Here is a 22,668-nt window from a genome sequence, read left to right as displayed (position 1 = left end):
AGTGCAATAGTAAAGTGAGACAAGAAATCATACTAGCGGTATTTGTGATATTTTTTTCCTTTGGAATCACATCAGCAGAAGCATACCATAATGAAAAAACATCAAGAGGCAGCAACGATCCTAACATTGCAGTAAACGGAAATGATGCATACGTTGTTTGGCTTGAGAGCAACCACCCCAGTTTTGGGGATGTCTACTTTACAAAAGTTATAGATGGAAAAACAATACAAGAGTCAATAAACATTACAAATGGAACATCATTTTATCCACGACCACAAATTCACGTATATGAAAATAATGTCTATCTGTTATGGGAAGACAGAAATTCTGAAGATGGAGATGACCAAATATTTTTTGCAAAAAGCAACGATGATGGAAAAACATTCAGCAAACCAAAATCAATTCCGCAAAACAATCAGTCAATTTTTCGTCCTGCATCAGTACAGCAAGTAAATGATATTGTCTATGTTTTTGGAAGTAATTGGGATAGAGCAACCAAACAAAACAGTATCATAGTTATGACTAGCAATGATTTTGGAGATACATTCTCAGAGCCAACAGTTATCTTTAACCATGAACAATCAGACCAAGAGATAACAGTAAAGATGTACGAGGATACAATTTACATTTTATCTGATGACAGAAATGACTTTGATGAGAAAGGTTCGTTGTATCTTAGAAAAATTTTGCCTAACGGTAAACTAACTGAAATAGTAAATGTCAATGGGGGCAAGACATCAGTGACTCATCCCCAGTTTGCAGTGTTTGAAGAAAACGTCTATGTCTCATGGAGAGAAAGAGTGTTTGAGAAGGGAGATGGGGGAATTACTGAGAGATGGTATAAGGTATTTACAAAAAGCCATGATGGTGGAAATACATTTGACGAGATAATTACATTTGATTCTGATCCAAAGTCAATTGATACTGTAGGTATAGAAGGTGATTTTGTATTTGCACATAATGATTCAGTGTATGTTTTGTGGAAATCTGAATATTGGGATGGGAAAACTCAAGAATTTAAGATATATCTTGCATATAGTACCAACAAAGGCAAAGATTTCATCACAATGCAAATACCATTAAATGAAAAACTAGCAAATCAGGGATACATTACAACAATGCTAGAAGAAGACACTCTATATCAAATTGCAATTACAAAAAAGAATCCACCATACGATGATGCAGCAGTGTATTTTACATCAAAAAATGACAATGTTTACTCAGTACCAATAGACATTCTAAAAGACATTCAAACAAGAGTTGGATGGATGCCAAAATTTGCAGCAGACAAAAACAACATTCATTTTGTAACAGAGGGAAACAATAACAAAAATTGTCTACTCTATTCATTTAGCAGTAATAAAGGTCAATCATTTGGAGAGGTTATAAATCTCAGTCCAAATGGGTCCGACCATAATTGTTTTGGCAAAAAACTAGACAATAAAGCACCAATCAAACAAGTATCTTTAGGTATCGAACTTTCAGATGTGCAATGCAAAGAAGACCGTACTGTAGGATATATTTTATCATTAAGAGAGCGAGACAGTCAACCAGTATGTGTTAGTGCAGACAGTTACGAGGAACTAGTAAACAGAGGGTGGCTCTTAGAAGATGGACAAGAGCTTTTATCATTGCATGCTGCAAAAAAATTCATTCAATCTAGTCCTATATTTTTGTCTGCAGGAGATGAAGAATCCATTAATCTTGATATTGTAAATGTAAGAAAAACAATTCCTCCAATTGTTACAATCAATGGAACATTTGTAGTATCAAATGTTGAAGACATTCCCAGTGATGGGCCTTTCCAGAGTGTAATTGAAACACATGAGACAAAAAATATTACAATACAAATAGCACAGATAAACAAAATACATTCAGCAATAATTGACGGGGAGTGGGATGAGATCAACCAAGATTATGTAGAAAATATTCCAAAAGAGAATACATTTCACGAGTATTCTCCAGGCCCAACATCTCGCATAGTATTAGAAATTGGCGACGTAATTAACAAAAGAGGAATGATTCCAATTACAATTACAGAAATATCTGAAAATGTTAGAGGCAGTGCAACATTTTGGCAGTTTCAGCCATTAAGACATGATGGAGATAATCGTGGAAAGACATGGGATTTTTTGCCAGAATCTCATCGTCAAGGATGGGGATTCTTTGACGAGAATGGAAATGATGCATGGGATGATTCTAAAATTCCAAGAGACAGGTATGGAATTCCTGCTGATGGTCACAGATATCCCATGTTTTGTGGAGATCAAAGAGTAAATGTTGAATCAGCACATCCATCTGGAATTCCAATAAAACCAGATGTGAAAACTGTAATCATAAAGTCAGGACAGATGGGATATCTTCCAGATTCAGAGGGAGTTTATAACATAAGATATGGTTCGTTATTTGAAACAGACGTAGAATTCCCAGACAATGCCAAAATAATTGAAAATGAATCAATGCTGTGTATCATGGAAAATATTCGAGAAGATGCAACTCATGCATACTATACAAATCTAGTTTTTAAATTTGAAGAATAAGAAACTATGACTATCAAAAATTGCAATGGAGTTATAATGTTAATTCTATTTGGATTAGATACAAATGAAAGTCAACAAGCCATGAGGGTTTTTTGAGCAACTAACAGATAACGAAACCACTATCAAAATAATCACCATACTTGCAGGTAACAGAACCAATCTTCAATTCCATGAACAAAGATCTGAAAAATGGTAGTTCTAAGTGGAGAAGGATATGCCATATTAGAAGAAAAACAAAATATACAGACAGGAGACGAAATAGTAATTCCAAAAAAAGCAGTTCATAGACTAGAGGCAATTATAGACATGAAAATCTTGGAAATATCATTTAGAGTATTTGATGAATTAGATATTAAAAGATTAGAAGACGATTATGTAAGATAATCTAGCTCCAGACTTTTTCTCTGAATGTCCATTTCTTGTTTAGTACAAAGTTGCTAAATGCTGCAGTCCCAACTGCCAACACTAATGCTACAGGATACGACAAGCTAAATCCATCTACCAAATAATACACCATTCCAAGTTGAACTAGTGCACCAATTGAGCTAAACCCTGCAAACTTTCCATACTGGATTGCAGTTTTCTTTGGCGCAAAGTCTCTATCTTCAAATGTCCAATATTTGTTTAGTACAAAATTACTGGTAATAGAAAACACAATTCCAAGAATAGTAGCATGAAGATACCACATATCAAGACTAGATGAAAACAACAATGATGCCAAATAATTTACACCAAGACCTGATGCTCCAACTGTAAAGAATCGTGCAGCCTTTGAGAGAAACCTAACTGAAACCCTTTTTTCTGTTTTTCTTACTTGTCTACCATATCTATACAGTTTCCATACAGACTTGCAATAGTCAATAATTGTGGATGTGTCAAGTTTGCTTGAGCCTTTCTTTCTATCGGTAAAGGTGTATGGTACTTCTTCTACTTTTACACCATTTGCTTTAACAAGTAATTCTAATAACATCTTGTAACCGATAGCATCAAACTTTAGCCCTTCTGTGATTTTCTTCCTAAATACAAAAAATCCAGACATTGGATCATCAGAATTAATCCCTAACCCTTTTTTTGCAATTTTGGTTGCAATCTTGCTCATCAATTTTCTTTTAAATGGCCATCCTTGAATTGCCCCTCCTGCAACATATCTTGAAGCCACAACAATATCACACTGTGTCTTTCTCAGTGTTTCTAGCATCTTTGGTATTATTTGTGGAGGGTGTGACAAATCAGAATCCATTACAACTATTGTATCTCCATTGGATTTTTTTAGACCATCTAGAATTGCCGAACTGAGACCTGATTTTGTTTTTCTATGGATAACGGATACAGAATATTCTTCATTTCCCTTGATTTTTACATAATCTTCAACAATTTTTCCTGTTCCATCAGGAGAATTATCATCAACTACTATTGCCTCAAGATTAATCCTTGGAAGATGTTCTTTGATTAAATCCAACACATTACAGATATTCTCAGATTCATTGAATGTAGGAATAATCACCGAGACCTGATTTTCTGTCATTGTGTATCTGATTTAGTTCTAGAATGGCTCTATTTCATACTAGCTGAATCATTATTAACTTAGGAACAGATGAACAAAAAGAATGTCCACATTACTTCAAAACAGGGCAAGAATCTCAGGACTAGTCTTCATTGCCGCAATTCTGTTTGGAATTGTTTCAGTTGGAATCTTGTATCTAATTGATGAAAATTCATTTCTGTATTATGGGGATGCAGTGTCTCATTTGTACAGTGCAAGAAGGTTTGTGGACAGTAATGATCCAGGAATCATTCAGATGGGAACAGTTTGGCTCCCATTACCCCATCTTATGATGTTGCCATTTTCTTTGATAGATTCTTTGTTTAGTTCTGGACTTGCAGGATTGGTGAATATACCATTGCATGCAATGACTTCAGTTCTCATTTACAAGATAATACTAAAACAAACCAGTAAGCCATGGATTGGAATTATTGGGGGTATTCTTTATGCATCTAATCCTAATTTACTATATCTAGGCATTACAGCAATGACCGAAGCTCCTTTCTTGTTATTTTTTGTTGCATCAGTGTACTTTTTACAAAAATGGGTGACTGAGGATCTCAATCTAAAACTCATTTTGATTTCATCTGTGTTTGTTGTACTCGCCACACTATGCAGATATGAAGCTTGGATTCTTGCACCAGCTATCGTATTGTTTGCATTATTTTTTGCAATAAAGACTAAAACTAGTTCTAACAAAATAACAATCATACTAGTTTCACTAGTATCTTTTACCGGAATAGTTTTCTGGGTAGGATGGAATTTGATAATCTACCAAAATCCTTTTGAATTTGCAAATGCACAATTCTATGCAGCATCATCACAAGCAGTTGAAAGACCATACAGAGACTTTTTGTATCTTCAACCACACAATGTGCTTTACATCTATGGTGCAGCAGCTGGAATGATTGCAGGACCAATCCTTGCATTTGCAGCAGGAGGATACTTTTTGCATCTAAAGGAGAAGATAAAGTCCATTCCAAGCTCTGTGTATTTTTACATGTCTTTGCCTGTCTTGTTTACACTGTTTACCATGTTCATTGGCATAGGGGAGATGAGTCAATGGTGGTTTAATTCACGATTTGCAACATTTCTGTATCCTCTTGCAATAGTATTAGCACCATTATTGTTGATGAAATTAGAAAAAATCAACAAAAAAACTATTTTGGGATTTGTGGTTGCAGGAATGTTTGTATTTCAGATCATCACTCCAACATTTGGAGTGGTAACATATCTTGACGCATATGGTGGATGGATATACAAGCAAGCACCATTTGCAAAACATACAGCAGATTTTCTTTATGACAATTATGATGATGGAAAAGTTTTGATCATGACAGGATCATCACAAGCACATAGAATAATGATTTCATCAGGAATTGAATTGATTGATTTTCATGAAGGAATTGAATCGTTCCTGCACAAACCATATTTCAAAGAACCATGGAATCACAACAAATGGATTATTCTTGGAGTGGAACCTGACTCCGACTCTGCAAATGCTGCAAAATTCTGGACAGATAACATTGAACAGATAAAAACACACTATGAACTTGTCAATGAAAATCAGTACTACCAGGTATTCAAATTAAAAACATAGACTAGTTATTGATAAATGAGAATTTAGTTTGAATCCTATAAGATTTGAACTGGTTTAGTGAGAAAAGTGGTTCGTAGGATAGGATTAATTGGAATAAGTTTGGCAATCGTTGTTGTCACAATTGTTTCCGAAATGAGAAAAAATGGTGACTAGCTAAACGAAGTGTTATGGAAAAGCAGTTCCACCTAGCACACCATATAACATTTCCAACTATAGCATTTAAGTTGATTATAAGTAAAAAATAAAGATATGGATTCCCAAAAGTAGATTAACGTTTTGTTTTTCGTTTTGCTTTTGATGCTTTGTTCTTAGCAGTACGTTTTGCTTTAGGTGCTGTCTTTTTTGCGGTACGTTTTGCTTTTTTTGCAACGCGTTTGACAGTACGTTTTGCTTTAGGTGCTGTCTTTTTTGCGGTACGTTTTGCTTTTGATGCTTTGTTCTTAGCAGTACGTTTTGCTTTAGGTGCTGTCTTTTTTGCGGTACGTTTTGCTTTTTTTGCAACGCGTTTGACAGTACGTTTTGCTTTAGGTGCTGTCTTTTTTGCGGTACGTTTTGCTTTTTTTGCAACGCGTTTGACAGTACGTTTTGCTTTAGGTGCTGTCTTTTTTGCGGTACGTTTTGCTTTTTTTGCAACTTTCTTGATTATTTTTTTGGCAGATGCCATACATGAATTCAATTCTAATAGAGTTTAAATATAAAACAGATGTACAAGTTGAGCTTTTGTTAATTTTATTTTGTTAAACTACAATGAATTTTAAAATATTGGACCATGATGTATGAAAATCAATTACCGTCATTGAAAAGTTCTTCTGATATTTTGTATTTTATGCACCAATGTATTCGATTGATCTAAACGGATGTTTTGTTATTTCATGATGCATATTGGCATAAGATTCCTTGGCAAATGACAGATCACACCGATAACATTTCCATACATTCATCATGAACAATATAGAAAAATTTTGTATTTAACATCAATGAACGATTTGTCATTTTTAATATCTCACAAATAAAATCAATATCTCGGAGTTCAATCGATTTAGCCTTAAAAGAACCTAATCAGATCAAGATTCTGGGTTTACATGTCAAATGCTGTTTAGGGAGTATTGACCCAACTAGGAAAAAATTTGTTACTTTAGCGAAACTACAAAAATAGTATATTCCAATCCTTTGATTATACTTCGGGTTAATTTAGTAAATTTGAAACTGAGGTCTTTTGCTTTTTCGTAAATAGAGTAATCAACGACTACAGTGTTAGGTAGTGCATACTGATTAATCATAAAGACTGTATTTACTGGCTCTCCAAAAATATCATCTAGTACAGAATCGGAGGTCTTGGCTTCATTAACTGTTCCAAATGCAGAGCTTATTCTATAAGACATGCCAGGAAGATTCTCAGATTTTGTTTTCTCATCTAGTTCTTTATCTAATTTGGTCAAATCCAGACAACAATTCAATGTATTTGATAGAGATTTTTGATCATCATCAGATATTGGGAAATAAAACAATATGGCATCATCTATAATTTTGATTGGTATTCCTTCATATTTTTTGATAATTGGAATTACTGAATCCGTAAAGATTTTACTGTAACGTCTTTTTTTGTCTTCAGAAAGGGTTTCCGTTAATGAAAGTGAGCCTACCAAGTCAATTAGACAAACATAGCCTTCTCTTTTTTGCTCAGAGAACTTTAAGAGAATATCATCTTGTCTTTTAATCAGGTTTTCACGTTTTCCTATTGCAGAAATTGTTTCCTGTAATGTCTCTGCCATATCATCAAAAGATGTGGATAGTTGTTCAATCTCATCATTTGTTTTGAGGTTTGTTCTTACATCAAAATTACCTGAAGACAGTTCTTGTGCAGCATTGCGAAGTTTTAGAATTGGCGTAGATATTCTCTTTGAGAGAACAAATGTAACAATACTTGCAATTACCATAAGAGTTATACCTACAACGAGTATTCTGTTTTGAAGTTCTGTTATTGGCTTTAGAATTACTGCTTCATCCACTTCAGTTAGTAAAACAAATCCTAAATCAGGTTTACAATAAGAATAACCAAAAATATCAACATCTCTATAATCTGTATATTCGGCAGCCTCTACGTTATTTCCTTTTTCAAAGCACTCAGACACTGCAAATGTGTCTACTTTTTGATTAAATTTGGCATTTTCAAAAAATATTGATTCAGAAATCATCATTTTATTTTCATTTACCAAGTATACTTCCCCTGAATCATGCAATCCAAATCTGTTCAGCAGAATATTGTCAAACACAGAACTACCCATCGTGGCAATCATGACTCCGTCTTGATTTTCATTTTTGTCATAAACGGGAATAGAAATTTTGAGCAAGCGTGTCTTGTCTATATCTTGAATAAATTGTACAGTAGGCTGGCTTACTTTGTAATTACTTTTGACATAAGTAGTAGGATCAATTTTTTCATTTAAAGAAAATATTGGTTTTCCTCGCATATTGATTATCTGAAGATCTCGTATTCCAGCTTCAAACTCGTTTAATTGAAATGAATTAAACTCATAATGCAGTATTGGGGATTGTTCATCAAGAATTCTATCAAATGAAGTATCATCCAAGGCAGGTATCAGCACATCAAAGGCATGTAAAAGAGACTCATTTTGTGAAAATTCTTGTAATTTGTTAATTCTTGATTCAATGATTGATGTGATTGTATTACCTCTTGTTTCAGATTCATCCTTTAGAGATTCTTTGAAATCTTCTTTGATAATAGAATCTACAAAATTATACGCCAATCCAGTTGTTACTGCAATTGATGTAATGCTGATGGTAAGTACTAAAACTATGAGTTTTGTACTGATACTAGTAAAGGTCTGCATCTAGATTTATGGAATATTTCAAAGTATTTTAATTATGAACTAGTCTATTTAGATTCCAAATAATCAATCATTGCAGTGCAATGATCTACCATAAATGCATCCAAATTTCCTAGTCTTCCCTCCCATTGTTGTATAGTATTAGTGGTACAAGTATCAATTGGAACATCTGATAATGCTAAAGCATTCTTTGCATTTTGTAGTACATCTAATGTGAACATCTTGTTTGTATCAACATGTTTCTTTGTTGCAAGAAGATTTGTATGTCCTGAAATAAGTACATCAAAATCAAAAGTTTGTAAAACATCATGACTTTCCAAGTAAAGTTCAATGTCTGGAGTTACACCAAATGCACGATAGGGTGATTCGGCAGGTCTGAACAAATCAACTAGCATTGCTATCTTGTGATCAGGCAACAAGATCAGCATATTTCCCTTTGAATGAAATTCTCCAAGATCATGGAATTCAATTGTTTTGCTACCTATTTCTAAAGTGTTAAAATCACCTTCAAAAATTTGTGTAGGGAATGGTCTATTAGGATCATTGTCTGATTCTAAAAGTTTAGCAGCATCTTTGTGTGCAATGAAAATTACATCTTTGGAAAATATTTCTCCTGCAGCACCTGTATGATCCTGATGGTGATGCGAATAAACCATGTGAGTTATTGGCTCATCAGTAACTTCGTTTATTGCTTGCAGATATTTCTCGCCAATTGGTTTAGGAGCATCAAATGCAACAACTCCTTGTCCTGTAGTCAGAAACATTGTCTGATAGCCACCTCCAACAAGCCAATAAACACCACTTGCAATTTCAGTTACTGCATATCCTTTTTGTTCATCTTCAACTAGGGGTTTTGATGTATACTTCAAAGCATCATTAAAAATTCCAGAGGTGTTATCAGTCATATTTTTACATTCACCCTTACTTTTCATTGTAACATGATCTGCATTTAGTGCACACATGTTGCCATACGTCTTGTCATTAACTCCACATACTGGAGCAAATTCCAAAGTACATGCTACAACTGGTGGCTCCAAATACCATCCACGTTCTACAAATTTGTCAACAGAAGATGGCTGTACACATACAGGAGTAATATCATGCTTGAATACCAGTTTGAACCCATCTGCACATACAACATCACTTGCAGCAATTCCTGCATTGCCTTGATGTAGGGGTTTGAGATAGGGTTGCTTTACTCCATCCACAACACAGACTTTACCCGGATATATCCCAGGACCACATCTATCATTTAAAACACATATCTCTCCAAGTGAAACAAATCCTGGAGCACATAATCCCTTGTATGGAATGTGTTTTGCATATGACTTTTGATCTAAGATTTCAAGTAATTCATATTTTTTACTTGATGCATCAGCAGGAGGATTTTCAATATCAGTGACTTTTACTGAAATTTTGTATGACTTTCCTTCAGTATAATCAAATCCTTTGATTGAATCATAAAAGTTCTGCCATCTAGAATTAGGATCCTCACGGATTTGCATGCATTTCATAGGCCCTACCCCAACACAATCAACCAGATTTGCGCCAACATAGAAAATTTTAGTTTCAAAAGGCATCTCCAATCCAAGTTCCACTTGTACTTGACTTCGTAATTCATCAAGCTCTTCTATTGGAATCTGCAGACTAACCATCTTTCTAATTTGGTTCATCAAGACCAATCCTTCTTGGTTGTGTGTTAATTGTTGTCCTGTTTCTTCAAATGCATAATATGCTTTCATAATTTCTAAACGTTGTTTTGTATCATCTTCATCTGGATTGCTCATCCAGTTTTCAACCATTTCTTTTAGATTTTGTTGAGTAATAGAAGAATTTACAGTTGAAGTTGCTTCTTGTGCAAAAGACTCTGATATTCCAAATAATCCCAAAGCAATCATTGGGAGTATCATCCAAATTAGTTTCATAGTATACGGTAGAAAATGTACTTTAAAGGTTTTGATGAAAATCAAGTTGTACCAAATTCAAAGGAGCAAACATTCCAAGAATCTTGAAGAAAAATTTCTAAGCAAAGATGAAATGATGATGTCAATTCATTATAATTTCAAATTAGTTCAAGTCCATTACAGATTTAGGAAAAAAATAGACGTAGGGATTAAGAAATTAACGATTGCATGGAGTAATTATTCCCTTCTCAACTAGTTTGTTGAAAATAGGAAAGTCCATAAATTTCAAAAATTCATCAGTGCTACATTCATTGTCATCATTTTTGCCGATAAAAACAGTGAGCCATCAGAATCACAAATGAATGTATATCATTTGAGGAAATGTCGTGAGATTTGAGCACTGTATGTGCTGTGGAAGGCAATTTGCTGATAATTCAGGTAGTTATTGTTCTTATCAATGCGAATTAATTGCATCTATAACAAAAAAGAAATTTTATCTCAAAAAAGATCTCAGATGAAATATTTTGTTCTCAAATTCAACACAATTGTGTGCCTGGGGCGAGTTTTGTGAAATTAGTTTGATGCCGCACCATTTTGTTTATAAATAAATTTAATTATAAAAATTATTGAACAAGTAATTCTTCCTGTTTTAACAAGTATTCTTGTTTTAGGTACAATTGAATTATCTTATGATTTCTTTACAGATCCTGATAAAAAATCAAGATTTTTGACTAACTTGCGCAGTCCTTTGAGCAATACTCACTGGAACGATTAACAAATTTTTCATTGCATGTTTTGCAGGTTTTCTCCAATAACGTATCTTCTGCAAACAGTTTTTTTCTAATCTTCTTCATTGTTTCAAAAGAGATCAATGATTTTTGTATTTAAGAAAGGGATTTCTTGATTAATACACATACGAAGTTAACTGGTTGACTTTATCCTGACAGAGAATAAAAGATTCACATCTAAAATACTAATTTTTGATTTTGATTTTGGAGGATCAAACATTGGTAAAAAGAAAAAGAAAATCAACTACCGGTGAATAATAAGAAAAACAAGAAGCATGTCTCAAACTAAATTATGTCCATGTGTAAAAATTGAGACGTGTTTCTTTTCTTATTATTGTTTGATACATGTGTGAATCATGCAAAAAATTATGGTTTTTCTTTTAGCTGCCATGCTATTTGGAAGTTATTTTTTGCCTGATTCTTTTGCAACGTCTTTAAAAAAATCAGACGAGATACGTTGCACAAACATATATCCAAAATTTTTAATTATGGGGGAAGATGGATTTCAGAAACGATATCCAGCTTATCCCATAATGGACAAATGTATGATGTTATTCAAAGATCCTAATTTCATAGAAAAAAATAATTTTAATCAAAAGAAATCAAAGATATCTGAAGTTTCATCTAATGCAAAAATACTAACTGTAATCAAAATTGGCCAAGAGAAATTTCTTACAAAATTTAACATGTGCTACAATGAAAATCAAAAAACAAAATACATTCAAATAATTACAGATAAAGAGGAAATAGTTGGAAAATCTTTTAGATTACATAATGAGATGTGTCCATCATTTTGGATAGAGATATACGCTAATGATCCACAAAAAACACTATTCTCATGGGATTACGAGCATAAATACAATCACAAAATAGAACGAAAGATGTTATGAGATATTTTAAAAAATAAATGTCCACGAATGGTAATAACAAGCACAATACTATTTTTTAAAAAATTCTAATTCAGATAAAATGAGGGCCCGTTTTTTGCGCAGATTCTCTAGGTTTCTCTCAAGTCTATGTATTGTCTCTGAATTTTTATTGCCAAGTTTCTTGATTTCAGATTCTCGATGTTCTTCTAATTTTTGAATTCGACTATCAGTGTCAGCTAATGCTTTTTTGAGTGCTTGGACATCTTTTTCAAAAGACAAACTAGAATTATTTTGTAATATTAGCAAATTAAGAGCTTTGAAAATACGAAATATGACTAAAATAATCTAAAAACTAATCAGAGGATAATTTCTTGGTATGGCCAGGATCATTTTTAGATATTTCTTTGAATTTTTTCTCATTTCTAAGATGTGTGCATCTCTACAACTTTCATGACAAAATTTCTTGTCTTTGCTTTCAAATGGTTTCCCGCAATGATGACAATTGGGTATTAATGTTCTTAACAAATTTTTTATTTTTTAAAAAAATTTGTACACATATCAAATCAAAGAATTGAGTCCAAATACTAATTTTTGAAATAGATTTTGTAATATTCCTAAGGGTTTAGAGTATAGTCTCTGTTTTGCCATTGTGCTTGCTGATATTCTGTTCCAAAGACATCAAGGGACTTTGTAATGCAATCTTCTTGCTCTTGGCCCTGTGAAAACAAACTCTTGCAGTCCTCAACTGCTGCTTGCAGATTTCTCTGATCTCGCTCTGTAACATATGCATCATAGTTTGAGCTGCCCATCATTCCAATAATTATTGCAACAACAAAGACAATGATTAGTGGGATTACTGGTTTCATCGTCCCACAGTATAAGTCACATACAACACAATGGATACTATAGTGGATACGCCAAGAATTATTGCCATCTCTTTTTTAGAAAATACTGCAGTTCTGTAACTCAACAAGAAAAGCTACTATATCACAGAATTTAGGGTTTAGGTTTCACAACCAATTCCGTCTTTGTCACCATCAAAGTTGTGAGGATCTGGTTGCAGTAGAGTAAATTTCTTGTAAACTACATCTATACAGTTCAAGTCTGATTGGGGAGATGGAATACAAAAGTCAGGATATGATGGATCACAGTTATTTTGATTTTTCAGTGCAGGAGTTGATCATGTTTGAACATCAGTTGTTTTCCTTCAAGACAGATAATATTGTCAACGGATATCCCGGCAAACTTTTGGTGGTGTGGTTTTAGGTATTCTTTGAGAGTGCCATTCATCATGCACATCTTTCCAAGATATGCACCGGACCACATCTGTCATCTAGCACACACTCCATCAAGTTGTGCAAACCCAAGTGCACACATACCCATGTATGATTTGTGATGTCTCATGTCATTGATCATTTGATTGTGTCCAGAGTATTCAGGGGGAGATGGGGCAAAGATAGGAAGTGGAACTAGTAAAACAGATGCAATTACAAAGACTAGGATAGTCTTCACAGATTTCATTTACAATTCTTTCAATTAAGAACATCTAGAAAGAGTTCTCAAATGCGACCTCATCTAGAGGCAACTGACCACCTCGCTCCAGTGCAGGTGCTGCCTTTTTGCCAACTACAACCATCATTACAATTAGATGGTTCTCTGGCAATTTGATGATTTTTGCAAGCTCGTCATACTCAAATCCTACCATAGGACAAGAGTCAAGTCCCATGTCTCTTGTTGCAAGCATTATTGTTTGAGCTGCCATGCCACAAGAGCGGATTGCCTCATCGCGTTCTGCATGAGGATCAGAGGTGTACTTTCTCTCTAGTGCTGCTTTGACATATTCTTGCTTTTCAGTTGGATGATTCTTCCAGTAGCGTAGCGGTTCAGTCTTCCATGCAGACATATAACCACACAAAACAATTACCAATGAACCGTCTTTTGGTTGAGCTTGTCCACGAGCTGCAACTGATATTTTCTCTTTAACTGATTGATCAGTGACATAGACAAATCTCCAGTTCTGTTGGTTGTAGCTAGTAGGAGACAAGAGCACATGCTCCATCAATCTTTTAATATCTTCAGGACTCATCTTGTAGTTTGGATCAAACTTTTTGATTGCACGTCGAGTCGATATTGCTTCAAAAACATTCATGGAGTCATGCCAAGATTAATCTAAAATAAATTAAACGAAAAGACAATCGAGATTAAGATCAAGACCAAAAATGTGTCTTGATGACATCTCTAATCACTTAAGATCAGAAACGGTTGTACTCTGATGAAAGTGATTTCATCTTAAGGCCTGAAACGTTTGATTCAGACGACAGACTTGTCTTTTCTTAAGAATACTATGTGTTTTTGTTATTTAACCGACGCTAATAATTTCTACTAGTGGTAAAGGACCCAAACAAATTCAGATAGTCTATTTATTACACTATAGAGATTCACAGATTGTTGAAGATTGCAGTAATGGGTATGGGGGTAGCTGGTTCTTATCTTATGGCCAGACTAAAGGACTCTGAACATGACGTTACAGGGTATGAGTTAAACCCAAAAGAAAGACACGATTCTATCTGTGCTTGGGGCACAATCAAACCAGTGCTTTCTGAATACTGCAAAAAGACTGGCAGAGATTTTAATGACTTTCTGATCCATGATGGAAAAAACATGCACGTCAAGATGAACAATGACGTAAAGTTTGACATTGGTCTGAAAGGATTATGCACATATGACAAACTTGGACTGATTAAAGATTTTATCAAAGACTCCAAAGTAATCTATGGCAAACCACCAACTCTAGAGGAGTTAGAAAAAGAGTATGACATGATAGTTGACTGTACTGGATTTCACAGAGTATATCTGCCAAAGCTCAAAGAAGATTTCTTTTTGCCAACATACGAATACAAAGTAGAGTATGAGGATGGAGTTCCGTATGATGACTTTTACATTGAGCCATTTCCTGGCATGTCAGGATATTTTTGGTATTTCCCACTAGGTGAGAAGTGGGCCCATATCGGAGCAGGCGATTACAATAAGCAACACATCAAGGCAACTGATGACTTTCTAAAAAAGCATGGCGGCAAGGTTCTCAAAACAAAGGGAAGGCCAATTAGATTGGCAACTCCGGACAGATGCAAGCCATACTATTCAGGAAAAGTTGTAGGTGTTGGAGAGTCAATTGGAACAATCTATGCGCTGTTAGGTGAGGGAATCATTCCATCAATGCAATGCGTTGAGATATTTCTTGAGAACATGGATGATTTTGCAGCATATGAAAAGGCAGTTGAAAAACATTACAAAGTGTATGCCAAGGTTTTCAATTTTGTCCGAGCAAAGATACACAAAGACTTTAGTTTTGTAAAAGCACTTCCAGACTTTTTGTCAATATTTAGATACATGAAAAAGAACGAAGACAGGTTTGGAATGGATATTAAAATTGCTGACTTGATGAAAGTGGCAAAGGCCTAGTTTGATATTTTCATAAGTCCTTCTTTGATTAGAAATTGAATTCCTTGCACAAAGGAGTTATCATCAATTGAGCCTTCTGCCCACCATTCTGCATTAGTCTTAATCCAGTCAGGAATTGTGTTACTAGTAGCAGAGCCTTGTGCAGTTGGAGGTATCTCCATTAGTCCTTCTTTGATTAGAAATTGAATTCCTTGCACAAAGGAGTTATCATCAATTGAGCCTTCTGCCCACCATCCTGCATTAGTCTTAATCCAGTCAGGAATCTTTGCATTAGATGCTCCAGCAGATTTCATATCACCAGACACTTCAAATGCGATTATTGCAACTGTTGCCTTTGAATTTCCATATTGAGCCTTGACGATATGTTTTCCATCATTGAATTTTTCACCTAGCGATACATTATGAGAAAATGTCATATCTTCATTTACAGATACTTTTTGAGTTACAATAAGATTGGATTTTGAATCAAAAATTGAAATTCTTAAACTTCGTTCTTCATCATATTTGTTAACAGTTCCAGAAAATGTTACGGACTCACCAAGTGAATAAGACTCATTATCAGAGTTTATGTCAACTGTAAAATTATTGGAACTGCTTTGTACAGGAGGGCCACCATACCCCAAGACCTGTTGGCCTGAAGTTGCCACAAATAGAGATACTATTGCAACGATGAGAATTTTGTTTAATTTCATAAGTGATATAATAGATTTGTCTCTTCATTTAAAGGATTAGTAAAGGAATTAAATTTATTTGAGGAAATGATTTCTAACTAAAACTAACAGACCCAAATCCTTCGCGGTTTGTTCTATTTGATGCCATGTTGTAATCATAAATTATCTTTGAATATTCCTTAAACTCTTCTTTCATTGGTTCTAGATCTTCTGCAAGATAAAATCCCGGACAGTCTCCAGTGAATTGGTATGTTGCATGAACTCGTGGCTTTCCTTTCTCGTTTTCAAGCCAGCTAGAAAACGGATACAGATAACACACTCCAGGACGGTCAGGATGCATAGAGCATCCACCTTCCTCATCTAGGAATCTACATGAGATGTGGGTTCCATCATCAGCTGCAGTCTCATCTTCTTTTCTTTTAAGGTTGATTGTTGTCATTGTAGTCATTTGCCCTGAAGGTCCCGGTTCAGAATAGGTTACAGTCAGTGTTTCATTTTTGATAAACTCTGAAGGCTTTTGGTATTTTAGTCCTTTTCCAATTGTAATCAAGTCATCTGAAGTAAGTGGCAGTCTTCCTTGTCTGTCACAGCAGTTATGACAGTCAGGCCAAAAGCATTTCCAAAGAATAAATTTTTTTTCTGAATTAAGATAAGGAATATGGAACACAACATCTTTTACCTTGATTGGTCTGTCAGAGACATCAGTAATTTTTCCAAGCATAAAGTTTCTCAATATTGGGTCAACATCCCAATCTTTTTGCAGTAAATCTAGCGACTCTTCAATCTCCTTTTGGGACAATAAGTTATAACATCATTTGCAGATGTTATTAATGTTGAGTGAAAAAGGCAAGTATGCTTCAGCAACTGAGAACAGGAGATTTGTCTGGGCAGAAATTATTTGGCCTTTAATTCTAGAGTTAAACGATGTTGCATTTACTCTAAAACAATTCCAAGACAAGCGAGATAAAATTTGCAAAGAACAAAATCTATCAATCAACATTCCATCAAGGGGACTTGCATCACTGCAACAAAAAGGAATTCTACTCAAAGAAGGAACACTTTATTCAATTCACTACAAGCTTATTCCCTACATGAGATTGAAAGCAGGATGTGATTACGCAACTGCAATCAGAGAAGTTAGACTAAAGTGATTGCAACAAATGATTATATTCTAAACATTCAAGATTTCTTTCAAGTAGCCCGATAGTCTAGCGGTCAAGGATTCTGCCCTCTGGATCTCACAAAGTGGATATAGGCGGAGACGGCAGTTCGAATCTGCCTCGGGCTACTGGAATAATTTCTAAAATTCTATCTTGATGCTTGTGCGATTCTTTCTAGTTCGTTCTTTTTCTTTACAGAAGGAGCGTTAGGATCGTTGTCGGCAGCCATGATTAGTTGTTCTGCCATGTGCTCTTCAATTGGTTTTGGATTGGAGAATGTAGATTCTTTGATTGCATCAGCAATGAATCTCAAAGCCAAGTCAACTCTTCTAATTGGTGCAACATCAACTGACACGTGGTAAACTGTACCACCATAAACAATTCTAGTTGTGTCCTCGTTAGGAGCTGAATTCTCAACTGCTCTAACTAGTACCTCTACTGGATTTTTTCCAGTTTTAAGTTCGATAATTGTAAATGCTGTTCTAACGGTATTGAGAATTTTGGTTTTCTTTCCAGTCATTCTGCCGGTGTTCTTTGCATATTTTTTACCAAAGTGCATTGTCTTGTTGATTAATCTCTCAACAATGTTGACATCGGCCTTGTTGAATCTCTTGAGTGCAGAACGACCAAATGTGTATGGCAAGATTTGTTTTCTTAAAGAGATTGCAGTTTTAAGGCCTGGGTCTTTGACTTCGATATCAGATAAATCCCATTTTCTAAACAGTAACAAGTTTTTTGTTTGTGCCATTTCTATCTCCTTGGTTTCTCCTTCTTTCCGATTACTAGTTCATGAAGTGATGTACCATTTACTTTGAATACTTTGAATCTAACACCAGGAATATCCCCCATTGCACCGCCTTGAGTTGCACCCATTCCTTGAATGTGAACTTCATCGTGTTCATCAATAAAGTTCATTGCACCGTCTCGTGGCAAGAATGCAGTAACTGTTTTACCGTTTTTAATTAATTGAACACGAACACATTTTCTAATTGCAGAGTTTGGCTGTTTTGCTGCTACGCCAACTTTTTCTAAAACAATTCCCCTTGCTTGTGGAGCGCCACCAAGTGGGTCTGCTTTTTTATCAATACCTAATTCTCTTCTCTTGTAAGTTGAGATTGCCCATCTCTGTCTCTTCTTTTTTGTAGTTAGAACTCTGCCTGCAAATAATCCAAGTGGTGATTTTCTCATACTCTACATCTCCATAGTTTGTCTTTCAGGACTGTTAATCAAGACACTAGTAATATCAAAATATCGTTTTGCAAGCATTCTTGCCTTCTCAGCATTTCTGCCCTCTCTTCCTACAACAATTCCTTTCTTTCTTGGGTCTACCATAACGATTGCCTGTTTTGTCCCGTCTGCCCGCGTATTTATTTTTACTTCAGATATCAGTTTAGAATTAAGCAAATTAGACAAAAATTTTGCTGGATCCTCATCAAATTCTACGAGTTCAACGTTTCTCTTTACAATGCTTTGTAGGGATTTGATGTGCATTCCTCCCTTACCAATTGCAAGTCCCATCTTTCCTGTGTTAACTACAAAAATTACTCTATCTTGTTTCTCATCTTCGACACAATCACGTGCTGTTGCACCTGTAACGTTTTGGAACAAAGACATCATACGCATTTGATCCGTTGTTAGTTTGATTGATTGTGTCATAATTGTTAATGTCTCCAAACAAAAAATGGCTCATTTAAACTTTCAAGGCTATGTCTAATCATTTTTTTCCTCAGCTTCTGTATCTTTTAAAATTGATTTGATGTTTGCGTCATCGATTGATGTGAATGAAATTGTTGAAATTCTAAATTGCAAGCCGCACAATCTGCCCAATGCGACTGAAGTTCCTTGGAAGTTTACTAAAGGTATTTTTTCTTTTTTTGCATCTGATTCAATTCGCTCAATCATTTCTTTTTCTACAGATTGAGACAATACAATTAGCTTGGAATTTTTTACAGAGTTTAAAACTTGTTTACTGCCCATTGTTAACTTGCCTTCCTTTCGGGCATCCTTCAAAGATTTCTCAAGTATCTTACTCATGTTTTTCCTTAAGTGCATCGTCTCAACAGGGCTTTATAGGTTTATGGAAAAATTATGCACACACAAAAGTAAGATCATTCAACAAAACCAAACAATGATGAAAACACACGAGTTAATTCTTCTAAAATGTTAGTTAGTTTTTCTTTTTTATTTTCTACAGGAATTGTTTTTTCAGGTAATGGTTTTTCCTTAAATGAATTTTCAATTTCAGGTTCAGGCATTTTGATTTCCACAATAGGTTCTGGGATTTCAGACTTGAGTGATAGAGCAGTATTGAGATTTGTTCTTGCAGTATAGTAGTTTGGATTCTCTTCTAGAATTTCATTGTAAAGTAAAATTGCATCATCTAGATTTCCAAGAGTTGCCAATGCATTTGCTTTGTTATGTTTGGCAGACAGAAAATCAGGGTCAAGAACAATGGCACGATCATAGTATGCTATTGATTTTGATACATGTCCAATCTTTCCTAATGTAGAGCCTTTGTTTACAAGAGCTTCTACATTATCAGGATCTTCAATTAAAGATTCGTTAAAAAATTTCAATGAATTATCGAACTGACATAATCTGTATAGTGCAGGTCCCATTCCATCATAGTAAGATATGGAATCAACAAAAGTACTAGAGTCACATTCAAGGTTTATTTGATTTAGTAATTTACCAAGTTCAATATCTTCAACTGAAAGATTATCGTGCTCTTCATTTTCTAAAATATTTTCTTTTGATTTATTTTTTGGTTGAGTTTCTTTTGATATAATTTCTTTTTTAGGTACTGGCTTTTCTTTTGTTATGATTTTCTTTTTTGAAATAATTTCTTTATCAATAATATCTTTAACAGGTTCTGGTGATTCTTCAATTATTTTTGTTGGTGTTTCTATTGTTTCCTCAACGGTTTCTGGTACAGTTTCTTGTATTGGTTCTTGTATTGGTTCTTGTATTGGTTCTTGTATTGTTTTTTCAACAGAATCCTTTGTAGCATCTACTGTGTCTGTAGTTTCATCTACAGTTGTTTTTGTTGTATCCTCAAGTGACTCTGTTGTTTCCTCAACTACACTTTTTGTTGGAGGATTTGCAGAGTATTCAAAGAAATGTTTGGTACTAGTCTGTGCATAATGAGCTTTGATAGAATAAGTTCCTTCAGATTTAAAATTCACACCGTCTTTAGCTAGAAAGCTTGCAGAAAACTCCAGATTGTCATTAATGTTTCCAAAGTAAAATCCAACAGGGGTTCCAAACGGATCATGAACACCAATTAGGACAGTAGGTGAATCCAAAGATGAAACAGTTCCAAAAATTTTGATTGTGTTGTTATCAAAATAGTGGTCTTTTTCAGTATAAACTGATACAATTTCAGGCACTATAACCTCCTGCGGAGCAGTTTCTGCCTCTACTGTACCTTGGATTACAAAATTATGTTCTTCAGTTACTTTGCCATAGTCAAGTTTTATGAGATACTCTCCGACTATCTCATAAAATGGTGAATCTAGGAAAATGGTTTTTGAGAAGCTGCCATCTGATGAGAGTTCTACGTTGTTTGCAGACAGAATCTTTCCAGCAGGATCAAATATGCTCATTGCAATAACTGGCATACCAAAATCAACAATCTGGCCTGATATGACAAGTGAATCACCAGTATGATAACTGCTCTTATCAAAATTCACATTAAATGAATCAGCAAAGACATCAGATAGTGCAAGTGGAGCAAATGCCAGTAACACTAGAGATATCCCCAGAATAAATCGAATCACAATAAAAAAAACGTAATTTTCTATTTAATAATCACGTATGATTGATACTTTTCATTCAACGGATATTGATCTTGTCATGGGGTTTGATAATGCAGTTGGATCATTTAGCGAAGTCCAAACAAATGTTTCAATGCTATAGTCCCCAGAATTTTTTGGTATCCATGATTGAGATACATCAAGATTTTGTCCAGGAGACAACTGACCTTTTATCCAAGAAAGAGATTCCACATAGTTTTCAGAGTTTTTTACTTGAAAGAGATAAACAAACTTTTGATCATACTCTTGAGTATTTGATATACTTCCAACAATCTGAACTTGATGATTTGAAGAAAGAGATGATATGCTTTTTCCAAAGCTATCAGAGATGTTGATTGCAGAGTTTTGCAGTCGTTGGGTAGAAGGAACAGATGATTCTACTTGAGAGCTAGCCTGAAGTTGCAGATTATCTGATATTGAATATGGTTTTGGTAGTGTATAGTCATGGTATTTGGCAGAAATTATATCGCTTGGAATTGCATAAAGTCTGTTTCCACTAGATGCGGAGTTTTGAGTCAAAGATATTGTGGCAACAAAAGAGCCAGAACTCTCAGATGTCTCAATTGCATTTGCAGTAATTCCTCCAACATCAGAGTCTGAAAATACTTCTATTGGAATTTGATCAATTGCCTCAGGGTTTAGATTCATGTCAGGATCAATTACTCTAACCAATACTGATTCCTTTGAGAGAAAAACATCATTTGTAAATTCAATGGCTCCAATATTCCACGATACTGGAACTGATTCAGACAGTATTACACCATCTGCAAACTCAAATGATACTGTAACTCCAGAATCCCTTTCAACTTCCAAGAATCCACTTGTTGGTCCACTGCCTATAGTTCTAGGATTAGTATCAAAGCTGCCATCACCGTCTGCATCATGCAAAAATCCAGTAAGAATAATTTCGCCAGTAAATATTCCACTTGCCACATTGGTCTCAGTTAGTCTGTAAGGCTCCAGAGAATGACTTCGCGTTGAAATTTTAATTGGATTATCCGTATCATCACCTATTGAATCAATCAAGTCTTTGTCTGTATTCCAGCTTGGTGCAATTACTTTGATTTTGATTTTGTCAGTCCACGAGTAAATGGGTCTGTCAAAAAATATCGGAGCATATGGTTTGTCATAGTCTGGAATCTCTTGAGCAGATGCAAGTGGCAAAATAAAAATTAAAAATAAAAAATCAAGCAATCACTTTTGATATGGTAGAGTTAAGATTTATGGTTTACTAGTCTGACTCTTCATCAGGCAAAGATATTGCCAAAATGTTGTCACCGCGAAGCAATATTTTGCCTAGTGGTTCTGGTTTTTCTTCAGTAATGTCTTCAGCGTTTTCTAGTGTAAGGTTCATGTGAATATCAAAGTCTTGCAGTACCCCTTGAACTGTCTTGTTGTTTCTTAATCGAAGCAAGACAACTTTATCTTTGGAGTTTGCCATTAGTGTTGAAATTTCATCTGCCATAA

The 22,668-nt window shown here is 34.8% G+C and carries 23 protein-coding genes, 1 tRNA gene and 1 pseudogene; 7 read left to right on the top strand and 18 right to left on the bottom strand.

What is annotated here, in order from left to right:
• Positions 1–14: 14 nt before the first annotated feature.
• Positions 15–2,540 (top strand): sialidase family protein, encoded by a 2,526-nt coding sequence (locus tag C6989_RS04515; protein WP_182126451.1) that lies wholly within the window; start codon positions 15–17, stop codon positions 2,538–2,540.
• Positions 2,541–2,729: 189 nt separating this feature from the next.
• Positions 2,730–2,924 (top strand): cupin domain-containing protein, encoded by a 195-nt coding sequence (locus tag C6989_RS04510; RefSeq protein ID WP_148702911.1) that lies wholly within the window; start codon positions 2,730–2,732, stop codon positions 2,922–2,924.
• A 1-nt stretch (position 2,925) separates the two neighbouring features.
• On the opposite strand, the gene C6989_RS04505 is transcribed toward C6989_RS04510, so the two are convergent.
• Complete coding sequence (locus C6989_RS04505; RefSeq protein WP_182126450.1) at positions 2,926–4,065, bottom strand: glycosyltransferase; 1,140 nt, start codon at positions 4,063–4,065, stop codon at positions 2,926–2,928.
• A gap of 82 nt (positions 4,066–4,147) precedes the next feature.
• On the opposite strand from C6989_RS04505, the gene C6989_RS04500 reads away from it, so the two are divergent.
• Positions 4,148–5,683 carry an ArnT family glycosyltransferase gene (locus C6989_RS04500; protein ID WP_182126449.1) on the top strand — a complete coding sequence of 512 codons (1,536 nt, stop codon included), beginning with the start codon at positions 4,148–4,150 and terminating at the stop codon, positions 5,681–5,683.
• 268 nt (positions 5,684–5,951) lie between these two features.
• Here C6989_RS04500 and C6989_RS04495 read toward each other — a convergent pair whose 3' ends face one another.
• The 3 genes from C6989_RS04495 to C6989_RS04485 all read right to left on the bottom strand — a co-directional run bounded on the left by C6989_RS04495 (position 5,952) and on the right by C6989_RS04485 (position 10,457).
• Entirely contained in the window at positions 5,952–6,347 is a 396-nt protein-coding gene (locus tag C6989_RS04495; RefSeq protein ID WP_182126448.1) for a histone, read from the bottom strand.
• A 466-nt stretch (positions 6,348–6,813) separates the two neighbouring features.
• A complete protein-coding gene (locus C6989_RS04490) occupies positions 6,814–8,535 on the bottom strand; it encodes a cache domain-containing protein (RefSeq protein WP_182126447.1) in 1,722 nt (573 codons plus the stop codon).
• A gap of 44 nt (positions 8,536–8,579) precedes the next feature.
• Positions 8,580–10,457: a DUF4377 domain-containing protein gene (locus C6989_RS04485; RefSeq protein ID WP_182126446.1), complete on the bottom strand. Its 1,878-nt coding sequence runs from the start codon at positions 10,455–10,457 to the stop codon at positions 8,580–8,582.
• Positions 10,458–11,580: 1,123 nt separating this feature from the next.
• On the opposite strand from C6989_RS04485, the gene C6989_RS04480 reads away from it, so the two are divergent.
• Complete coding sequence (locus C6989_RS04480) at positions 11,581–12,114, top strand: hypothetical protein (RefSeq protein ID WP_148702905.1); 534 nt, start codon at positions 11,581–11,583, stop codon at positions 12,112–12,114.
• Positions 12,115–12,162: 48 nt separating this feature from the next.
• Here C6989_RS04480 and C6989_RS04475 read toward each other — a convergent pair whose 3' ends face one another.
• From C6989_RS04475 to C6989_RS04460, 5 genes are all read right to left on the bottom strand, one after another.
• Positions 12,163–12,372 (bottom strand): hypothetical protein, encoded by a 210-nt coding sequence (locus tag C6989_RS04475; RefSeq protein ID WP_148702904.1) that lies wholly within the window; start codon positions 12,370–12,372, stop codon positions 12,163–12,165.
• A 335-nt stretch (positions 12,373–12,707) separates the two neighbouring features.
• Complete coding sequence (locus tag C6989_RS04470) at positions 12,708–12,959, bottom strand: hypothetical protein (protein ID WP_182126445.1); 252 nt, start codon at positions 12,957–12,959, stop codon at positions 12,708–12,710.
• Positions 12,960–13,096: 137 nt separating this feature from the next.
• On the bottom strand, positions 13,097–13,195 hold the full coding sequence (locus C6989_RS10115) for an excalibur calcium-binding domain-containing protein (RefSeq protein WP_255464635.1): 99 nt from the start codon (positions 13,193–13,195) through the stop codon (positions 13,097–13,099).
• Between the two features lie 227 nt (positions 13,196–13,422).
• Positions 13,423–13,605 (bottom strand): hypothetical protein, encoded by a 183-nt coding sequence (locus tag C6989_RS04465; protein ID WP_148702902.1) that lies wholly within the window; start codon positions 13,603–13,605, stop codon positions 13,423–13,425.
• Positions 13,606–13,639: 34 nt separating this feature from the next.
• Positions 13,640–14,242, bottom strand: coding sequence for a nitroreductase family protein (locus tag C6989_RS04460; protein WP_182126443.1), 603 nt, complete (start codon positions 14,240–14,242; stop codon positions 13,640–13,642).
• A 299-nt stretch (positions 14,243–14,541) separates the two neighbouring features.
• Here C6989_RS04460 and C6989_RS04455 point away from each other — a divergent pair, with 299 nt between their 5' ends.
• Complete coding sequence (locus C6989_RS04455) at positions 14,542–15,555, top strand: NAD(P)/FAD-dependent oxidoreductase (protein ID WP_182126442.1); 1,014 nt, start codon at positions 14,542–14,544, stop codon at positions 15,553–15,555.
• Here C6989_RS04455 and C6989_RS10215 read toward each other — a convergent pair.
• Positions 15,552–15,821, bottom strand: a pseudogene (locus C6989_RS10215) (peptidase); the annotation flags it as partial. The gene C6989_RS04455 and the pseudogene C6989_RS10215 overlap by 4 nt on opposite strands.
• A gap of 499 nt (positions 15,822–16,320) precedes the next feature.
• Positions 16,321–17,025, bottom strand: coding sequence for a YkgJ family cysteine cluster protein (locus C6989_RS04445; protein ID WP_148702898.1), 705 nt, complete (start codon positions 17,023–17,025; stop codon positions 16,321–16,323).
• Positions 17,026–17,056: 31 nt separating this feature from the next.
• Between C6989_RS04445 and C6989_RS04440 the strand changes: the two genes are divergently transcribed.
• Positions 17,057–17,377: a hypothetical protein gene (locus C6989_RS04440; protein ID WP_148702897.1), complete on the top strand. Its 321-nt coding sequence runs from the start codon at positions 17,057–17,059 to the stop codon at positions 17,375–17,377.
• Positions 17,378–17,423: 46 nt separating this feature from the next.
• Positions 17,424–17,514: transfer RNA gene (locus tag C6989_RS04435), tRNA-Gln, on the top strand.
• 20 nt (positions 17,515–17,534) lie between these two features.
• Here the strand turns inward: C6989_RS04435 and C6989_RS04430 are convergent.
• The 7 genes from C6989_RS04430 to C6989_RS04400 form a co-directional block, all read right to left on the bottom strand.
• Entirely contained in the window at positions 17,535–18,134 is a 600-nt protein-coding gene (locus C6989_RS04430; protein ID WP_148702896.1) for a 30S ribosomal protein S7, read from the bottom strand.
• A 2-nt stretch (positions 18,135–18,136) separates the two neighbouring features.
• A complete protein-coding gene (locus C6989_RS04425) occupies positions 18,137–18,574 on the bottom strand; it encodes a 30S ribosomal protein S12 (RefSeq protein ID WP_012214737.1) in 438 nt (145 codons plus the stop codon).
• Positions 18,575–18,577: 3 nt separating this feature from the next.
• Positions 18,578–19,042 (bottom strand): NusA-like transcription termination signal-binding factor, encoded by a 465-nt coding sequence (locus tag C6989_RS04420; protein WP_182126440.1) that lies wholly within the window; start codon positions 19,040–19,042, stop codon positions 18,578–18,580.
• A gap of 54 nt (positions 19,043–19,096) precedes the next feature.
• Entirely contained in the window at positions 19,097–19,420 is a 324-nt protein-coding gene (locus C6989_RS04415; protein ID WP_148702894.1) for a ribosomal L7Ae/L30e/S12e/Gadd45 family protein, read from the bottom strand.
• 74 nt (positions 19,421–19,494) lie between these two features.
• A complete protein-coding gene (locus C6989_RS04410) occupies positions 19,495–21,135 on the bottom strand; it encodes a tetratricopeptide repeat protein (protein ID WP_255464634.1) in 1,641 nt (546 codons plus the stop codon).
• 81 nt (positions 21,136–21,216) lie between these two features.
• Complete coding sequence (locus tag C6989_RS04405) at positions 21,217–22,395, bottom strand: hypothetical protein (RefSeq protein WP_182126439.1); 1,179 nt, start codon at positions 22,393–22,395, stop codon at positions 21,217–21,219.
• Positions 22,396–22,432: 37 nt separating this feature from the next.
• Positions 22,433–22,666 carry an LSm family protein gene (locus C6989_RS04400; protein ID WP_182126438.1) on the bottom strand — a complete coding sequence of 78 codons (234 nt, stop codon included), beginning with the start codon at positions 22,664–22,666 and terminating at the stop codon, positions 22,433–22,435.
• Positions 22,667–22,668: the final 2 nt, after the last annotated feature.

Source organism: Nitrosopumilus sp. b2, assembly GCF_014078535.1.
Classification (GTDB): Archaea; Thermoproteota; Nitrososphaeria; order Nitrososphaerales; family Nitrosopumilaceae; genus Nitrosopumilus; species Nitrosopumilus piranensis.
This window is presented reverse-complemented; position numbering and strand designations above follow the sequence as displayed.

Coding starts and splice junctions, on each gene's coding strand:
- C6989_RS04485 (WP_182126446.1), bottom strand. CDS start 10,457: ATGAAACTAATTTGGATGATACTCCCAATGATTGCTTTGGGATTATTT.
- C6989_RS04470 (WP_182126445.1), bottom strand. CDS start 12,959: ATGAAACCAGTAATCCCACTAATCATTGTCTTTGTTGTTGCAATAATT.
- C6989_RS04495 (WP_182126448.1), bottom strand. CDS start 6,347: ATGGCATCTGCCAAAAAAATAATCAAGAAAGTTGCAAAAAAAGCAAAA.
- C6989_RS04420 (WP_182126440.1), bottom strand. CDS start 19,042: ATGACACAATCAATCAAACTAACAACGGATCAAATGCGTATGATGTCT.
- C6989_RS04460 (WP_182126443.1), bottom strand. CDS start 14,242: ATGAATGTTTTTGAAGCAATATCGACTCGACGTGCAATCAAAAAGTTT.
- C6989_RS04415 (WP_148702894.1), bottom strand. CDS start 19,420: ATGAGTAAGATACTTGAGAAATCTTTGAAGGATGCCCGAAAGGAAGGC.
- C6989_RS04400 (WP_182126438.1), bottom strand. CDS start 22,666: ATGGCAGATGAAATTTCAACACTAATGGCAAACTCCAAAGATAAAGTT.
- C6989_RS04425 (WP_012214737.1), bottom strand. CDS start 18,574: ATGAGAAAATCACCACTTGGATTATTTGCAGGCAGAGTTCTAACTACA.
- C6989_RS04430 (WP_148702896.1), bottom strand. CDS start 18,134: ATGGCACAAACAAAAAACTTGTTACTGTTTAGAAAATGGGATTTATCT.
- C6989_RS04440 (WP_148702897.1), top strand. CDS start 17,057: ATGTTGAGTGAAAAAGGCAAGTATGCTTCAGCAACTGAGAACAGGAGA.
- C6989_RS04510 (WP_148702911.1), top strand. CDS start 2,730: ATGGTAGTTCTAAGTGGAGAAGGATATGCCATATTAGAAGAAAAACAA.
- C6989_RS04505 (WP_182126450.1), bottom strand. CDS start 4,065: ATGACAGAAAATCAGGTCTCGGTGATTATTCCTACATTCAATGAATCT.
- C6989_RS04490 (WP_182126447.1), bottom strand. CDS start 8,535: ATGCAGACCTTTACTAGTATCAGTACAAAACTCATAGTTTTAGTACTT.
- C6989_RS04500 (WP_182126449.1), top strand. CDS start 4,148: ATGTCCACATTACTTCAAAACAGGGCAAGAATCTCAGGACTAGTCTTC.
- C6989_RS04480 (WP_148702905.1), top strand. CDS start 11,581: ATGCAAAAAATTATGGTTTTTCTTTTAGCTGCCATGCTATTTGGAAGT.